This is a genomic window from Umezawaea tangerina (assembly GCF_003002815.1).
Taxonomy (GTDB): domain Bacteria; phylum Actinomycetota; class Actinomycetes; order Mycobacteriales; family Pseudonocardiaceae; genus Umezawaea; species Umezawaea tangerina.
Window position 1 is genome coordinate 1 of sequence record NZ_PVTF01000024.1, and the last position, 16,017, is coordinate 16,017.

Annotated in this window: 16 protein-coding genes; 5 read left to right on the forward strand and 11 right to left on the reverse strand. The window is 71.0% G+C overall.

Translation table 11 applies throughout. The features are described from left to right. Positions 1–411: 411 nt before the first annotated feature. From CLV43_RS45095 to CLV43_RS45115, 5 genes are all read right to left on the reverse strand, one after another. Entirely contained in the window at positions 412–1,569 is a 1,158-nt protein-coding gene (locus CLV43_RS45095; protein WP_245887504.1) for a sensor histidine kinase, read from the reverse strand. Further along, positions 1,544–2,224, reverse strand: coding sequence for a response regulator transcription factor (locus tag CLV43_RS45100; protein ID WP_106196718.1), 681 nt, complete (start codon positions 2,222–2,224; stop codon positions 1,544–1,546). The genes CLV43_RS45095 and CLV43_RS45100 overlap by 26 nt, the downstream gene beginning before the upstream one ends. A gap of 104 nt (positions 2,225–2,328) precedes the next feature. Next, complete coding sequence (dxs, locus tag CLV43_RS45105; protein WP_106196719.1) at positions 2,329–4,254, reverse strand: 1-deoxy-D-xylulose-5-phosphate synthase; 1,926 nt, start codon at positions 4,252–4,254, stop codon at positions 2,329–2,331. A gap of 168 nt (positions 4,255–4,422) precedes the next feature. Continuing rightward, positions 4,423–5,628 carry a class I SAM-dependent RNA methyltransferase gene (locus CLV43_RS45110; protein ID WP_106196811.1) on the reverse strand — a complete coding sequence of 402 codons (1,206 nt, stop codon included), beginning with the start codon at positions 5,626–5,628 and terminating at the stop codon, positions 4,423–4,425. A gap of 143 nt (positions 5,629–5,771) precedes the next feature. Further along, a complete protein-coding gene (locus CLV43_RS45115) occupies positions 5,772–7,766 on the reverse strand; it encodes an APC family permease (RefSeq protein ID WP_106196720.1) in 1,995 nt (664 codons plus the stop codon). A 103-nt stretch (positions 7,767–7,869) separates the two neighbouring features. Between CLV43_RS45115 and CLV43_RS45120 the strand changes: the two genes are divergently transcribed. Both CLV43_RS45120 and CLV43_RS45125 read left to right on the forward strand, forming a co-directional pair. Next, positions 7,870–8,532, forward strand: coding sequence for a potassium channel family protein (locus CLV43_RS45120; protein WP_106196812.1), 663 nt, complete (start codon positions 7,870–7,872; stop codon positions 8,530–8,532). Further along, positions 8,532–9,188: a potassium channel family protein gene (locus tag CLV43_RS45125; RefSeq protein ID WP_106196721.1), complete on the forward strand. Its 657-nt coding sequence runs from the start codon at positions 8,532–8,534 to the stop codon at positions 9,186–9,188. Before CLV43_RS45120 ends, CLV43_RS45125 begins: the two co-directional genes overlap by 1 nt. A gap of 70 nt (positions 9,189–9,258) precedes the next feature. Here CLV43_RS45125 and CLV43_RS45130 read toward each other — a convergent pair whose 3' ends face one another. After that, entirely contained in the window at positions 9,259–10,020 is a 762-nt protein-coding gene (locus tag CLV43_RS45130; RefSeq protein WP_245887505.1) for a DUF3159 domain-containing protein, read from the reverse strand. Further along, positions 10,017–10,394, reverse strand: coding sequence for an OB-fold nucleic acid binding domain-containing protein (locus CLV43_RS45135; protein ID WP_106196814.1), 378 nt, complete (start codon positions 10,392–10,394; stop codon positions 10,017–10,019). The genes CLV43_RS45130 and CLV43_RS45135 overlap by 4 nt, the downstream gene beginning before the upstream one ends. Before the next feature lie 215 nt (positions 10,395–10,609). Between CLV43_RS45135 and CLV43_RS45140 the strand changes: the two genes are divergently transcribed. Then, positions 10,610–11,215, forward strand: coding sequence for an alpha/beta fold hydrolase (locus CLV43_RS45140; protein WP_342749857.1), 606 nt, complete (start codon positions 10,610–10,612; stop codon positions 11,213–11,215). Positions 11,216–11,277: 62 nt separating this feature from the next. On the opposite strand, the gene CLV43_RS45145 is transcribed toward CLV43_RS45140, so the two are convergent. Together CLV43_RS45145 and dut are read right to left on the reverse strand one after the other, a co-directional pair. Next, the gene (locus tag CLV43_RS45145; protein WP_106196722.1) at positions 11,278–11,904 is read right to left on the reverse strand and encodes a DUF3710 domain-containing protein; all 627 of its coding nucleotides are present in this window, start codon (positions 11,902–11,904) and stop codon (positions 11,278–11,280) included. A gap of 5 nt (positions 11,905–11,909) precedes the next feature. After that, positions 11,910–12,404 carry a dUTP diphosphatase gene (dut, locus tag CLV43_RS45150; protein WP_106196723.1) on the reverse strand — a complete coding sequence of 165 codons (495 nt, stop codon included), beginning with the start codon at positions 12,402–12,404 and terminating at the stop codon, positions 11,910–11,912. Positions 12,405–12,428: 24 nt separating this feature from the next. Here dut and CLV43_RS45155 point away from each other — a divergent pair, with 24 nt between their 5' ends. After that, positions 12,429–12,890, forward strand: a complete 462-nt coding sequence (locus CLV43_RS45155; protein ID WP_170156296.1) for a DUF3093 domain-containing protein — start codon at positions 12,429–12,431, stop codon at positions 12,888–12,890. A gap of 106 nt (positions 12,891–12,996) precedes the next feature. Here the strand turns inward: CLV43_RS45155 and CLV43_RS45160 are convergent, their stop codons facing one another. Then, a complete protein-coding gene (locus CLV43_RS45160; protein ID WP_106196725.1) occupies positions 12,997–13,296 on the reverse strand; it encodes a DUF4193 domain-containing protein in 300 nt (99 codons plus the stop codon). A gap of 438 nt (positions 13,297–13,734) precedes the next feature. Between CLV43_RS45160 and cei the strand changes: the two genes are divergently transcribed. Beyond that, a complete protein-coding gene (gene cei, locus CLV43_RS45165; protein WP_106196726.1) occupies positions 13,735–14,478 on the forward strand; it encodes an envelope integrity protein Cei in 744 nt (247 codons plus the stop codon). Positions 14,479–15,193: 715 nt separating this feature from the next. Here cei and CLV43_RS45170 read toward each other — a convergent pair. After that, positions 15,194–15,997 carry an inositol monophosphatase family protein gene (locus CLV43_RS45170; protein WP_106196727.1) on the reverse strand — a complete coding sequence of 268 codons (804 nt, stop codon included), beginning with the start codon at positions 15,995–15,997 and terminating at the stop codon, positions 15,194–15,196. Positions 15,998–16,017 lie beyond the last annotated feature (20 nt).

The following is a 16,017-nucleotide window of genomic DNA, read 5'->3' on the forward strand; positions in this document are numbered from 1 at the left end:
TCCAGTTCAATCTCAAAGGAAACCCATTGACTGGGTTCATATAAGTTACTGGCTATTCGGCACGCTGTTGAGTTCTCAAAGAACACGCGCACACCATCTTGTTCCGCGTCTTACCGCGGTGCAATCCGGGGCTTGTGTTTGAAGCTTAGCAAGCGATTTTTCAGACTGTCAAATCGGCTTGCGAGGCATTCGATTCGCTTAAGTTTTTCGGCCTCCGCCTCAGCCCGTTTCCGGTCTGTGTCGCGGTGACAAGGAGAAAGTTACACCCCCATGAACCTGAGTCCAAATCGGGGGTACCCCTACGTCCAAGGTCAACAAAACCCCAGCTCGGGGCCCCTGTCCGACCTCTCAGAGTGCCCCGTTCGGCCCCGAATCACACACAACTGTGACCGGGACCACTGGAAGTTTCTTTCACTGCCCCGCGGCGGGCAGGTGCACGGTCACCGCGAGCCCTCCGCCGGGCACGGCTTCGGCGTGCACGCGCCCTTCGTGCGCGGACACCGCCGCCCGCACGATCGAAAGCCCGAGGCCGGTCCCGGTCCGCGCGGTCCGGTCGGTCCCGCCCCGGCGGAACGGCTCGAACAGCTCGTCCACCCGCTCCGGCGCGATCGGCGGCCCGGACGACGACACCCGCAGCACCGACCACTGCGGACCGCCCTCGGTGACCACGTCGATCCAGCCGCCGACCACGTTGTGCCGCACGGCGTTCTCCAGCAGGTTCCCCGCGATCCGCTCCAGCAGCGCCGGGTCGCCGACCGCGGGCGCGGGCGCGGTGCGCAGGCCGACCCGCAGCTGCCGGTCCACCGACTCCGTCCGCACCGCCCGCCACGCCGAGTCCACCACGGCGGCCAGGTCGACCGGCTCGTGCACGGCCAGCCCGATGCCCTCGGTGCGGGCCAGCAGCAGCAACGCGCTCACCAGCTGCTCGGCGCGTTCGGTCGCCGACCGCACCACCCCGGCCATCCGGCGCAGCTCGGCGTCGTCGGCGTCCGGGTCGGACAGCGTCACGTCCAGCTCGGTGCGGATCACCGACAACGGCGTCCGCAGCTCGTGGGAGGCGTTCGCGACGAACCGGCGCTGCGAGTCGAACGCCGCCTGCAGCCGGTCCAGCATCTCGTCGAACGTGTCGGCCAGCTCCGCGACCTCGTCGCGGGGACCGGCCAACCGCAGCCGCTCCCCCATCGAGTCCGCGGACAGCCTGCGGGCCGCGTCGGTCACGTCGTGCACGGGTTTGAGCACCCGGCCGGTCAGCGCCCACGCCAGGACCGCGGCGGCCAGCACCACGAAGCAGAACGCGATGGCGCCGGACCGCACGACGTCGGTGCGGGCGTGCGCGCCGAGCACCTGGCTCAGCGCGTCCGTGGCGACCTCGACGCCGTCCACCTGGACGGTGCTGCCCGCCGGGTAGGTCGGCATCGAGTCAACGACCCGGCCGACGAGCATCCAGGCCAGCAGGAGCAGCAGGCAGCTCACGAAGGCGACGAGCGCGGTGGCGAGCAGGGTGATCCGCAGGCGCAGGCCCGGCCCGCGCCGTCGGGTGAAGTCAGTCCTCAGCGGAGGTCCCCGCACTGGGCACCCGGTACCCCGAGCCCACGACGGTGTCGATGATGCCGGGCTCGCCGAGCTTCTTGCGCAGCGTCATCACGGTGACCCGGACGGTCGTGGTGAACGGGTCGGCGTTCTCGTCCCAGACCCGCTCCAGCAGCTCCTCGCTGCTGACCACGGACCCCTTGGCCGCGAGCAGGACCTCGAGCACGCCGAACTCCTTGCGGGTCAGCTCCACGAGCGCGCCGCCGCGCCGCACGGTCCGCCGCGCCGGGTCCAGCTCCACGTCGCGCGCGCTGAGCAACGGGGGCGTCGCGGGGGTCGCGCGGCGGGCCAGGGCGCGGACGCGCGCCACCAGCTCGGGGAACGCGAACGGCTTCGCGAGGTAGTCGTCCGCACCCAGCGACAGCCCGGCGACGCGGTCGTCGACGCCCGCGCTCGCGGTGAGCATCATGACCCGCGTCAGGGCGCCGGAGCTGAGGATCTCCTTGCAGAGCTCGTCGCCGGACATGCCGGGCAGGTCGCGGTCGAGCACGACCACGTCGTACCGCGTGATGGTGGACTTCTCGTGGCCGGACTCGCCGTCGTAGGCGACGTCCACGGCCATGCCTTCTCGCCGGAGGCCGCGCGCGATCGCGTCGGCCAACGGCACTTCGTCCTCAACAACCAGGATCCGCACACCTCAACGCTACCGGGGCCGTCGGGGTGCGACGTCCCCACAACGGGCGATGGCCTCCGCGGGGACGGTGGTCGTCCCCGCGGAGGCCATCGGCGGGTCGTCGGCTACTTCTCGGCCCTGGCGTCCATCTCGGACGGCCGGGACGTCTCGACCATGCGGCCCGCCACCCACTCGGTGACGCGCCGGGCGACGCCCTGCGCGGTCAGGCCGAGCGAGGCGAGCACCTCGGGGCGTTCGGCGTGCTGGTGGAACTCCTGGGGCACGCCGAGGTCGCGCAGCGGCACCTCGACGTCGGCGTCGCGCAGCGCGGCGGCCAGCGTCCAGCCGAAGCCGCCGTGGCGGCCGCCGTCCTCGACGGTCACCACGAGCTTGTGCTCGGAGGCCATCGCGACGAGCTCGGGCGCGATCGGGAACACCCAGCGGGGGTCGACGACCGTGACGCCGATGCCCTGGTCCGCGAGGCGCTGGGCGGCGGCGACGCCGAGCTCGCCGAAGGCGCCGACCGGGACCAGCAGCACGTCGTGGTGCTCGCCCTCGGCGGGCTTGTGCAGCACGTCGACCGAGCCGACGCGTTCCAGCGCGGGCAGGTCGGGGCCTACGGAGGCCTTCGGGTAGCGCACGACCGACGGTCCGTCGTCGATCTCCACGGCCTCCCGCAGCTCCTCGCGCAGCGTCGCGGCGTCGCGCGGGGCGGCCACGTGGACGCCGGGGACGAGACCGCAGATCGACATGTCCCACATGCCGTGGTGGCTCGCGCCGTCCGGGCCGGTGATGCCCGCGCGGTCCAGCACGACGGTGACGCCCTGCTTGTGCATGGCGACGTCCATCAGCAGCTGGTCGAACGCCCGGTTGAGGAACGTCGCGTAGACCGCGACCACCGGGTGCAGGCCGCCCATGGCCAGGCCCGCGGCCGACGTCATGGCGTGCTGCTCGGCGATGCCGACGTCGAAGCAGCGGTCCGGGTAGGCGGTGGCGAACTTGTCCATGCCGACCGGGCCGCGCATGGCGGCGGTGATGGCCACCAAGTCCTCGCGCTCGCCGCCGAGCACGGCCAGCTCGTCCGCGAAGACGTGCGTCCAGGTGCGCTTGGACGGGCCGACGGCCTCGCCGGTGATGGGGTCGATGACGCCGGTGGCGTGCATCTGGTCGGCCTGGTGGTTCTCGGCCGGGGCGAACCCGTTGCCCTTGCGGGTGACCGCGTGGACGATCACCGGCCCGCCGAACGCCTTGGCCCGCACCAGCGCGGATTCCAGCGTGGGCAGGTCGTGGCCGTCGACCGGGCCGATGTACTTCAGGCCGAGGTCCTCGAACATGGCCTGCGGGGCCAGCGCGTCCTTGATGCCGCGCTTGGCGGCGTGCAGGGCGGCGTAGAGGGGCTTGCCGAACACCGGGGTGCGCTGCAACGCGCGCCTGCCGCTCTCCAGCACCTGCTCGTAGCCCGGCCGCAGCCGCAACGAGGACAGGTGGTCCGCGAGTCCGCCGATGGTCGGCGAGTACGAGCGGCCATTGTCGTTCACGACGATGACGACCGGTCGGGTCTTGTCCGCCGCGATGTTGTTGAGCGCCTCCCAGCACATGCCGCCGGTCAGCGCGCCGTCGCCGACGACCGCGACGACGGTGCGCTGGGAGCCGGTGAGCTGGAACGCCTTGGCCAGGCCGTCGGCGTAGGACAGCGCGGTCGAGGCGTGGCTGTTCTCCTCCACGTCGTGCTCGCTCTCGGAGCGCGACGGGTAGCCGGACATGCCGTCGCGCTGGCGCAGCGTGTCGAACCCGTCGCGCCGCCCGGTCACGATCTTGTGCACGTAGCTCTGGTGACCGGTGTCGAAGACGACCGGGTCGTGCGGCGAGTCGAAGACCCGGTGCACGGCCATCGTCAGCTCGACGACCCCCAGGTTCGGGCCCAGGTGACCACCGGTCCGGGAGACCTTGTCGACCAGGAATCCCCTGATCTCCTCCGCGAGCCGCACCAGCTCCTCGGCGGTCATCCGTTTCAAGTCCGCCGGTCCCTGCACGGATTCCAGCAGCGTCACCGCTCCACCTCGCCTGTGGTCTGCGTCGGTTCGGATTACGCATCGTGGTGGACGCGCATCGTCCGGTCAGTCTACGGAGGCACGGCTGAGGCGCAGTTCCTCACCCGCTCCCCCTGACCAGGACGTGAAGACCACCCGTCCGGTTGGCTTCTCAGGGTGTATGGAGGCTCACGTCCGGGGGACGAGCAGCGCCACGCACTCGACGTGGTGTGTCATGGGGAACGCGTCGAAGGCCCGGAGTTCGGCCAGCTGATACCCCAGTTCCGCGAACGTCGCCACGTCCCGTGCCAGCGCGGCGGGGTCGCACGCGACGTAGACCACCCGAGCGGGTGAACGTCGGGCGATCTCGCCCACGACGACCTTCCCGGCGCCCTTGCGGGGCGGATCGAGCACTACGACGTCGGGGACCTGGTCGACGAAGTCGGGCGAGGACAGGACGTCCTCGACCTTGCCCCGCCGGAACTCGACCTGGGCGAGGTCGGACAGGTTCGCGACGCCGTCCTGGACGGCCCGGTGGGACGACTCGACGACCACGACGCGGCCGGTGGGGCCCACCTGCCCGGCGAGCACGGACGCGAACAGGCCGACGCCGCCGTAGAGGTCCCAGGCGAGCTGGCCTGGTTCGCCGCCGGCCCAGTCGCGGACGACGGAGGCGAGGGTGTCCGCGGCGGCCGGGTGGACCTGCCAGAAGCCCTCGGCGTCCAGCCTCCACGTGCGCTCGGCGGCCAGCTCGACGGCGGTGCCGCTGCCGCGCCTGCGGATCGGCCTGCCGGGCACCGCGCGGCGCCCGTTGCGCGGCTGCGGCTTGCCGGACTCGGTGACGTGCACCTGGCCGCCCGCGTCGCGGGTGATGGACAGCTCGCCGCCCACCGCCCACTCGCGGCGCACGGCCTCGTCCAGGGCGCCGGGCGCGGCGATCACGCACTCGTCGACCACGACGACGCTGTGCCTGCGGTGGCCGCGGAACCCGGCCCTGCGCTCGGGGCCGACCGCCATCCGCATCCGGGTGCGCCAGCCGTCCGGGCCGCCGGGCAGCTCCTCGACGACCACGGACCTGCGCACGTTCGCGAGCCGTTGCAGCTGCTCCTCGACCACGGCGGCCTTCAGCTCGCGCTGGGCGTCCCACGAGGCGTGCTGCCAGTCGCAGCCGCCGCACAGGCCGGGCCCGGAGAACGGGCACGGCGGCTCGACCCGGTCGGCGGAGGGGCGGAGGACCTCGACGGCGTCGCCGCGGCAGAACGAGCCGCCGGTGTCGTCGGTGACCAGCACGACCGCGAGCTCGCCGGGCAGCGCGTGCCGGACGAAGACGACCCGGCCCTCGTGGCGGGCGACGCAGTGGCCGCCGTGCGCCACCGCGCCGATCTCCACCTCGATGCGGCGGTGGCGCCAGTCGGGCTTGTCGACGACGGCGGGCCGTCCATCGGATACCTCGGCGGGCCGTCCATCAGGTACAGCAGCGGGCCGTTGCTCGGACTCGCCCGCGCGCGGGTCGTGGTCGGTGGGCTTGTCCTGCGAAGTCACCTGGGGTCCCTCTTGTCCAGACCGCGACGGATCGCGCCGGGCGCGACCACGTCCTTCTCGTGCACCCTGCTGGAGGACGCGAGCTGCCACGGCACGCTCGTCACCATCACACCGGGTTCGAACAGCAGTCGCCCCTTGAGCCGCAGCGCGCTCTGGTTGTGCAGGATCTGCTCCCACCAGTGGCCGACCACGTACTCCGGGATGAACACGGTGACCACGTCGCGCGGGTTGTCCGAGCGCATCCGCTTCACGTAGTCCAGCACCGGCTTGGTGATCTCGCGGTAGGGCGACTCGATCACCTTCAACGGGATCTTGAAGGCTTCCTTCTCCCAGTCTTGCACGAGCTTGCGGGTGTCCGCGTCGTCGACGTTGACCGTGACGGCCTCCAGCACGTCCGGTCGGGTGGCCTTGGCGTAGGCCAGCGCGCGCAAGGTCGGCATGTGCAGCTTGGACACCAGGACCATGGCGTGGTTGCGGGCGGGCAGCATCTTCTGCCGCTCCTGCTGCCGCAGCTCCTCGGCCACCCGGTCGTAGTGCCTGCGGATCGCGGTCATCAGCGCGTAGATGGCGGCCATCGCGGCGATGGCGATCCAGGCGCCCTTGGTGAACTTGGTGATGAGCACGACCACCAGCACGGACCCGGTCATCACCAGGCCGACGGTGTTGATCGTCTGCGAGCGCCGCATCCGGTTGCGGGCGGTCGGGTCCTCCTCGGTGGACAGCAGCCGGTTCCAGTGCCGGATCATGCCGAGCTGGCTCAGCGTGAACGACACGAACACGCCCACGATGTAGAGCTGGATCAGCCGGGTGACCTCGGCGTCGAACGCGATGACCAGCACGATCGCCGCGCCCGCGAGGAACACGATGCCGTTGCTGAACGCCAGCCGGTCGCCGCGGGTGTGCAGCTGGCGGGGCAGGTAGCGGTCCTGGGCGAGGATCGAGCCGAGCACCGGGAAGCCGTTGAACGCGGTGTTGGCGGCGAGCACGAGGATCAGCGCGGTGACCGAGGCGATGAAGTAGAAGCCGACCGGGAAGCCGTCGAACACCGCGCCCGCGATCTGCGCGACCATCGTCTTCTGCTCGTAGCCCGGCGGCGCGTTGACGATCTGCTCGGCCGGGTTCTCGGCCATCCGCACGCCCGTGACCTGCGCGAGCACGATCAGGCCCATCAGCATCATGACGGCCATCAGGCCCATCAGCAGCAGCGTCGTGGCGGCGTTGCGCGACTTCGGCTTGCGGAACGCGGGCACGCCGTTGCTGATCGCCTCGACGCCGGTCAGGGCCGCGCAGCCGGAGGAGAACGCGCGCAGCACGAGGAACACGAACGCGAGGCCCATCAGGTGGTCGTCCTCGGCCCGGATCTCGATGTTCGCGCTCTCCGCGTGCATCACGTCGCCGAGCACGAACACCCGGAACAGGCCCCAGCCGATCATCAGCAGGATGCCGATCATGAACGCGTAGGTGGGGATCGCGAAGGCGGTGCCCGACTCGCGCAGGCCGCGCAGGTTGATGGCGGTCAGCACCACGATCGCCGCCACCGCGAACTCGACCTTGTGCGTGGCCACGTACGGCAGCGCCGAGCCGATGTTCGCCATCGCCGAGGCGATCGACACCGCCACCGTGAGGATGTAGTCCACGAGCAGCGCGCTGGCCACCGTCAGGCCCGCCTGCCTGCCCAGGTTGACCGTCGCGACCTCGTAGTCACCCCCGCCGGACGGGTAGGCGTGCACGTTCTGCCGGTAGCTGGCGACCACGACGAGCATCACAGCCACGACCACGAGGCCGACCCAAGGTGCCAAGGTGTACGCGGACAGACCCGCGACGGAGAGCACCAGGAAGATCTCCTCCGGCGCGTACGCCACGGAGGACATCGCGTCCGAGGCGAACACCGGCAAGGCGATGCGCTTGGGCAGGAGCGTGTGGGCGAGTCGATCACTGCGGAAGGGCCTGCCGACGACAAGGCGCTTGGCCGCGGTTGCGAGCTTGGACACGAGGTCAGAGCGTAAGGGCTGCGCTCACCGTTTCGGACCAATCATGGGTAGGTTCGGTCACGCCAGTCGCGCACGTCGTGCGCGTACGACGAGGAGGCACGTGGTGCACGTGGTGATCATGGGTTGCGGCCGGGTGGGGACATCCCTGGCCAAGGCCCTGGAGCGACTTGACCACCAGGTCGCGGTCATCGACAAGAACGCGCAGTCGTTCCGGCGCCTGGGGGCCGACTTCCACGGCCAGCAGGTGATCGGCAACGGCTTCGACCGGCAGGTGCTGATCGAGGCCGGGATCGAGCGCGCGGGTGCCTTCGCCGCCGTCTCCAGCGGTGACAACTCGAACATCATCTCGGCGCGGGTGGCGCGCGAGACCTTCGGTGTCCAGCACGTCGTCGCCCGCATCTACGACCACAAGCGGGCCGAGGTGTACGAGCGCCTGGGCATCCCGACGGTCGCGACCGTGCCGTGGAGCACCGACCGGTTCCTCCGCGTGCTCGTCCCGGAGGGCGCGACGACGGCCTGGCGCGACCCGTCCGGGACGGTCGCCGTGCTGCCGATCAGCGTCCACGAGGACTGGGTCGGGCACTCGGTCGCGGAGCTGCAGGAGGCGACCGCGTGCCGGGTCGCGTTCATCATGCGGTTCGGCACCGGGGTGCTCCCGGACTCCAAGTCCGTCGTCCAGGCCGACGATGTGATCTACGTCGCAGCCCTGTCCGGGACGCTCACGGACGTGACCGCCGCGGCAGGCCGCGCACCTGAGGAGAGCTGATGCGGGTCGCCATCGCCGGAGCGGGCGCGGTCGGCCGCTCCATCGCGCAGGAGCTGGTGTCCGACGGGCACCAGGTGATGCTCATCGAACGCGACTGGGCGCACTTCGAGCCGCACACCGTCGAGCAGGCCGAGTGGGTGCAGGCCGACGCGTGCGAGCTGTCCTCGCTGGAGGACGCCGGGATGCAGCTCTGCGACGTCGTCATCGCCGCCACCGGCGACGACAAGGTCAACCTGGTGGTGTCGCTGCTCGCCAAGACGGAGTTCGCCGTCAAGCGCGTCGTCGCACGGGTCAACGACCCGGCCAACGAGTGGCTGTTCACCGAGTCGTGGGGCGTCGACGTCGCCGTGTCGACCCCGCGCATCCTGGCCGCCATGGTCGAGGAGGCCGTGACCGTCGGCGACGTGGTGCGCCTGCTCACCCTGCGCCAGGGCCAGGCCAACCTCGTCGAGATCACCCTCCCGCACGACACCCCGCTGGCGGGCGAGCCGGTCAGCGAGCTCGTGCTGCCGCGCGACGCCGCGCTGGTGACGATCCTGCGCGGCGGGCGGGTCATCGTGCCGTCGGTCGACGACACGTTCGAGGGCGGCGACGAGCTGCTGTTCGTGGCGACCGCGGCCGTCGAGCAGGAGATCCGCTCCGCGCTGGGGTACTGACGCGCTGGGCTGCTGACGACTCCGCCCCGCCCGGACGTCCGGGCGGGGCGGTTCCGGTGCTCCGGGGTCGTCAGCTCTCGGTGACCGGCTTGGCGGTCGGGTGCGGCTCGGGAGCGGTGGCGTAGCGGGCGCGCAGCTGCTCCTCGGTCTCGCGGACCTCGGTCGCCTCGGCCTCCTCGATCGCCTTGAGCCGCTTGTCGGAGCGGCGGACCGCCCAGACGGTGGCGGCGACGGCGATCGCCATGAGCGGGTAGCCCATGGCGAGGCGGGCGAAGGCGAGCCAGCCGACGGAGGCGGTGTCGTAGAGCCACTGCTGGACGACGAAGCGGGAGCCGAAGACGAGCGCCCACACCAGCGTGGCGATGTCGTAGTCGCGGACCGACGGCTTGTCCTTGCGCCAGGCCGTGCCGCGGCCGTTGAGGAACGACCAGACGACGCCCGCGAGCGGCCAGCGGACGACGATGGAGAGCACGAAGGCGCCCGCGTAGACGAGGCTCTGCCAGATGCCGAAGAGGAAGAAGCCCTTCGCGGAGCCGGTGCGGTAGGCGATGAACGCCGCGATGCCGACGCCGAACAGGCCGGACACCGCGGGCTGGATCGAGCCCTTGCGCACGGCCAGCACGACGCCGATGAGCACCGCGGAGCCCAGCGCGCTCCAGATCGCCGGGTACAGGCCCGCGAAGGTGTTGACCAGCACGAAGACGACGACCGGGAGCGAGGAGTAGACGAGGCCGCTGACGCCGCCCATCTGCTCGAGCATGGTCGGCATCTTCTCGGGTTCTTCTGTCTTCGTGTTCTCTTCCGTCACGTCCTGGCCGTTCGTCGGGGTCATGAGGCGTTCTGCAGCTCGTAGTACGGGTTGTAGAGCACCTTGCGGCCGTCGCGGACCGCGATGCGGCCGCGGGCCTTGATGGTGCGGCCCGGCTCGATGCCCGCGATGCGGCGGCGCCCCAGCCAGACCAGGGTGACGCCCTCGGTGCCGTCGAAGAGCTCGGCCTCCAGCGTGGCGGCCGAGTCGCGCGGGCACATCTCCACGGAGCGGAGCCTGCCCATCACGGTCACCTCCTCGCCGGACTTGCAGTCGCACGCCCTCATGGCGCCGACCGCCTCGGCCTCGCGGGAGAGGTCGTCCGCGTCCAGCTCGGTCACATCACTGGTGAGGCGACGCATGAGACGGCGCCAATAGCCGTCTCCTGAAACACTCATCCCCGACTCCTGGTGCATCGCAAGGGGCATCGGCAGCGAAGCCCGTCCAGTAACCAGCGTAACCGGGTATGAGGGCGCCGGTATCCGACTGGGGGAGGATCCTGGCCGTGATGCGCCCGATGGTCGGTCTGGTCGGTCAAACCGCTGTGATGCTGCCCGGAACAGCCTCTGACGAGGTGTTTGTCCGCAGTGTCTTCGAGGAGCCGTTGGCACAGGTGGGAGCGGGTCTGACCACGCCGGCGACGGTGTCGGTCGACGAGCACCTGGCCGCGTTGGACGCCGCGTGGACGGGCACCCCGCTGGTGGTCGGCGGGATCTCGCTCGGCGCGCACGTGGCCGCGGGCTGGGCGGTGCGGCACCCGGAGCGGTGCGCCGCGCTGCTGGTGGCCCTGCCCGCGTGGCACGGGCCCGCCGGGGACTCGCCTGCGGCGCTCGCGGCGCGGGCCAGCGCTGCCGTCGTGGACCGCGACGGCGTGGACGCGGCGCTGGTGGGGGTGGACGGGTGGCTCGGCGCGGAGCTGCGCCGGGTGTGGCACCGGCACGGGCCGCGGCTGGCCGGGACGCTGCGCGCGGCCGCGGGGTCGACCGCGCCCGAACCGGACGAGCTGGCGCGCTTGGCGGTCCCGGCGGGCGTGGCGGCGTGCTCCGACGACCCGGTTCACCCGTTGGGGATCGCCCGTTCGTGGACGGCGGCGCTTCCGGGGGCGGTGCTGCGCACCACGACGCTGGCCGCGCTGGGCGCGGACCGGGCGGCGCTCGGTCGCGCCGCCGTGCTCGCGCTGCTGAGCGCTTGGGGCCGAACCGCGGTGCCGAAGGGCTGATCTCGATCAGCACTGAAGCGATAGTCGGCGTGGGGATCCGGGTGGAGCCCCACGCCGACGGCTCAGCCGCCCGCCTGGGCGGCGATGTGCTTGGCGATGGCCTCGGGCAGCTCGATCGGCAGCGGCGTGCGCACCGGCATCGGCTGCGTGCCGCGCACGACGACCGTGCCGCGCAGCAGGTCGTAGAGGGCCGCGGCGATGGCGGGCGCGTGCTCCTCCGGGCCCGCGGCGACGCCGCGCAGCAGCCACCGGGGGCCGTCCACGCCGACGAAGCGCAGGTGCACGCCGCTGTTGCGGGCGGTGATCTCCTCGCCCCAGTCGCCGTTCTCCCGGTTGATGCGGGCGCCGTCCTCCTTGAGCTGCGCGATCAGCTCCGCGCCGACCTCCTTCCAGAGGCCGCCGGTGCGGGGCGCGGCGAACGCGCTGACCGTGAGCTGGCCGACGGGCGTGAGCAGGTGCACCGCGCGCACCGCGCCCGCCGGGTCCATCTCGACCTGCAGCTGCGCGCCGTCGGGCACCGGGAGCCTCACCGAGCCCAGCTCCAGCCGCGTCACTCCGTCGTTGGGGGCGTCGGCCTCGTCGTAGGGACCGTCGTCGGCCACGTCCAGCCCGTCGTCGTCGAGCTCGACGTCCAGCGCGGTCTCCCGGTTCGTCGCGTGCCTGCCCCGCTTGCGGCGCCGTCCGAACATCTGCGTTACCCCTCTGTCCGCTGCATGGCGTCGGCCTTCGCCGTCGCCGCGAGCACGCCGTGCCCGCCAGTAGAGCCGTACCCACCCGTGCCGCGCTCGGAGCCCGGCAGTTCGTCGACCTCGCGGAACACCGCGTGCTCGACGCGCTGCACCACCAGCTGCGCGATCCGGTCACCTCGGGAGAGCGTGATCGGCTCGCGGAGGTCGTGGTTCACCAGGCACACCCGGATCTCGCCCCGGTAGCCCGCGTCGATCGTGCCGGGGGTGTTGACCACGCTCAGCCCCACCCGCGCGGCGAGCCCGGACCTCGGGTGCACGAACCCCGCGTAGCCCTCGGGCAGCGCGATCGCGATGCCGGTGCCGACCACCGCGCGCTCCCCCGGTCCGATCACCACGTCCCGAGTCGTGACCAGGTCGGCACCCGCATCACCCGGACGGGCGTACGTCGGTGGTGGGACTCCTGGATCGAGCCGGGACAGCAATACCTCGACGCTGGGCACGGCGGGCGAGATTACCCTGAAGACGTGAGCGAGAGTGCTGTGACCGCCCCAAGTGCCTTCCAAGAGCGGCTCTACGTCCCCTGGTGGGGCTGGTTGCTGCCGGTGAGCGCCGCCGTGCTGCTGGCCGCGGAGATCCACATGGGGTTTCCAGGAGTCCGCTCCTGGCTGCCCTACGTGATCACCGTTCCGCTGGTCGTGCTGATGATCCTGCGGCTCGGCTCGCTGAAGGTCGCCGTCTCCGACGGGGAGCTGCGGGTCGGCGACGCGCACGTGCCGCTGGAGCTGCTCGGCGACGTGGAGGTGTTCACCGCGAAGACCAAGCGCAAGGCCATGGGGCCGAACCTGGACCCGGCCGCGTTCGTCGCGCACCGCGGCTGGGTCGGGCCGATGGTGAAGGTGGCGCTGGTCGACCCGGACGACCCCACGCCCTACTGGTTGTTCAGCGCCCGCAAGGCCGACCGGCTGGCCGAGCTGCTGAAGAAGTGAAAAGCGACTGGGCGCCACCCCTTCGGGTGAGCGCCCAGTTCGTTCTGTGGACTTGTCGTTCAGCGGAGACGCCCGCGGTTCGGTCGGCCCTCGGGCCGCGGCGCGGTCAGGCGCAGTCGCGGCAGATGTACTGCCCGTTGTGCTCCTCGGCGAGCCTGCTGCGGTGGTGCACCAGGAAGCACTTGGAACAGGTGAACTCGTCGGCCTGCTTCGGCAGGACCTTGAAGGTGAGTTCCTCACCGGACAGGTCGGCACCGGGCAGCTCGAAGTTCTCGGCAGTCGCGTCCTCGTCGACATCGACTACGCCGGACTGCGTTTCGTTGCGCCGCGCCTTCAGCTCCTCGAGAGAGTCTTCAGCGAGCTCATCGGCCTCGCTGCGACGCGGCGCGTCGTAGTCGGTCGCCATCTTGTTTTCACCCCTGCGGTCTACGGAGACTGTGTTCGTGTCGCTGGTTAACGTCCCAGCGCCCCTTTTTGTGCCCTCGTCGCCAAGTGACGGAGGTCTCGCCCCGGACGCCGTGCGCCAACCCCCTGCAGTCGACGCTTCTGGCGACTCGACGGTCCCGGAGCGCGCAGAGGGTAGCTCACGGTTCGGGGTGTTGTTCATCGGGTTCCCCCTAAATGAGCAGAAGGGTGACAGGACCCACGTAAGCTGGCCCGATAGGCTGTACACGGGCTCTTGCCCACCTGTCGGGGCCGTTGGCACCGCCCAAGCGGTTGTGAACCCTCCGCTACCGGGTGATTGCGGGCGGCTACGGCCGGTCGGGCACGCGGGATGGTCCCGGACCACCTAGGCTGGTTCACAGCGAGCACATGGGCACAACGCCAGGGGAGGTCGGCGGACGTGGGACCCGCGAGCAGCACGGGGAACAGCGGGTTGTCGCGGTACAAGCGACGACGGCCGCTACCCGCGCTCATCCTCTTCGTAGTCCTGGCGGTGGGCGCGATCTTCGTGTGGGCGAAGGTGCTGGACACCGCCAACGACGTCGACGCGGCCATCAAGTGCAACTCACCGGGGAACGTGGTCGCCAGCGCCTCCTCGGTGCCCCCGGTCGACCCCGCCGCACCTCCCGCGGCCCCGGTCGCCGAGGCGCCCAAGCTGGGCAGCGTCCTCGCGCACGACGCCCTGGACCGCACCGACCCCGCGCCGGTGTCGGACATCCAGTTCCGCGTCTTCAACGCCAGCACGCAGCGCAACCAGGCGCGGTTCGTCGCCACCACGCTGACCGAGCTCGGGCTGAAGCAGGCCGCGGAGCCCGACAACGACCCCGTCTACCCGGCGCAGGACATGACGTGCCGCGGGCAGATCCGGTTCGGGGCGCCGGGAGCCGGTGCGGCGCGGACGCTGAGCCTGATCGAACCGTGCCTCGAGCTGGTGCGGGACGAGCGGCAGGACGCGAGCGTGGACATCGCGATCGGGAAGAAGTTCGACGAGGTGAAGCCGAACCACGATGCCCGGAAGGTGCTGGACCAGCTGGCTTCGTGGGCGGAGCAGCAGCCGGAGCAGGGCGGGGGGCAGGTGGCCGAGGCCAGCAGTCCGACGCTGGTGGCGTCGAACGTGGCTGCGGCTCGGGATGTGCATTGTTGAGGGTTGGTTGTTGAGGGTTGGGTAGAGGTGAGGAAGCCCCCGTCGTGTTGGTTGCGGCGGGGGTTTTTGGTGGGTGGGGGTGGGGGGACTGCGCGAAGCCCGGCCCCCGGTGCGCGATTGTCTCAATGTCCTGCCCTAGTTTGTCAAGACGATAGAGCTGTCTTGACAAACTAGGGCAGGACAGGAGGGCGCTGTTTATCGGGGGCGGGAGGGGGTCTGGCTTCGCCAGCATCAGGCTGCGCCTGACTCAGGCATCGGGCTGCGCCCGACAAAGCATCCTCGACTTCGCCGTCGGACAAGGCATCGGCTGGCGCCGACAAGGCCCCAGGCGCTCCGCGCCGGATGCGCGCTGGCGGGCTGCGCCCAACGTGGAGGCCGTGCTCGGCTTCGCCGTCGGGTGGAGCGGGCGGGCGCTTCGCGCCGAGTGGGGTGACGGGGTGGCGGCTGCGTCGAAGTCTGTGTCGGGTTGGTGTTGGGCGGGTTCTTGGCTTGGTTTCCGTGGTTTTGGGGTGGGGTTGGGGAGGTTGGCTTTGTTTTGCCAAGTCGTCCCGCAAGTGGTCAAAAGCCTCAAACCGGGCAGCCGTCCCAGCCGAAAATGTCGTACCCCCTGAGTAGGTTGTGAATCGGGGGGTTCAACTCGAACGAGGACCCCTGGCGGGCCTTGCCCAGGGGAAGTCGGGGGCGTGCAACGGATCTAGCGTTGGCAAGCGCTTGCCTAGACGTTGGCGAAGCCGCATTCGATGAGGGCGGTGCGGAGGGCGGTTGCGATGGCGGGGGTGGCGGCGACGGTGGCGTCCGCGCCGAAGGCGGGGTCGGTGCCGGGGAGGTGGACGGTGGCGCCTGCTTCCGAGGCGATGAGGGCGCCGGCTGCCCAGTCCCAGCGGCCGAGGGCGTGTTCGGCGTAGCCGTCGAGCCAGCCGGCGGCGACGGCGCAGAGGTCCAGGGACGCGGCGCCCGCGCGGCGGATGTCGCGGACGCGGGTGGAGAGGGCGGCCCAGGTGGTGGCCTGGCGTTGGCGGCGTTCGGGGCGGTACGCGAAGCCGTAGCCGATCAGGGAGAGGTCGAGGCGGGTCGCCTTCGAGACCGACAGGCGGTTTCCGTCCAGGAAGGAGCCGTGGCCGAGGGCGGCGGTCCAGACGCGGCCGCTGACCGGTTCGACGACGGCGCCGGCGACCGACACGCCGTCGAGCTGGGCGGCGATCGACACGGCGTACCAGGGGTAGCCGTAGAGGTAGTTGACGGTGCCGTCGATCGGGTCGACGACCCAGGTCAGACCCTCGACGGCGGCGCTTCCGCCTTCTTCCTCGCCGATGACGGGTTCACCCGGACGGAGGACGGCGAGGCGGTCGCGGACCAACTGCTCCGACGCGCGGTCGGCGAGGGTGACCACATCGGTCTCGGTGCTCTTGGTGTCGACCTGGGCGGTGACGGCGTCGTGCCTGGCCCGCTGGACGAGAGCGGCGGCTTCCTTCGCGACGGTCACGGCGACGTCGACCAACGGGCGCGGATCGAAACTCAACTGTTCCACCTACGTCACTC

Bases quoted from the DNA above. Each gene is read 5' to 3' on its own strand.
- CLV43_RS45125 (WP_106196721.1), top strand. From the start codon at position 8,532: ATGCGGGTCGCCATCGCCGGAGCGGGCGCGGTCGGCCGCTCCATCGCG.
- CLV43_RS45160 (WP_106196725.1), bottom strand. From the start codon at position 13,296: ATGGCGACCGACTACGACGCGCCGCGTCGCAGCGAGGCCGATGAGCTC.
- CLV43_RS45145 (WP_106196722.1), bottom strand. From the start codon at position 11,904: ATGTTCGGACGGCGCCGCAAGCGGGGCAGGCACGCGACGAACCGGGAG.
- CLV43_RS45135 (WP_106196814.1), bottom strand. From the start codon at position 10,394: ATGAGTGTTTCAGGAGACGGCTATTGGCGCCGTCTCATGCGTCGCCTC.
- CLV43_RS45130 (WP_245887505.1), bottom strand. From the start codon at position 10,020: ATGACCCCGACGAACGGCCAGGACGTGACGGAAGAGAACACGAAGACA.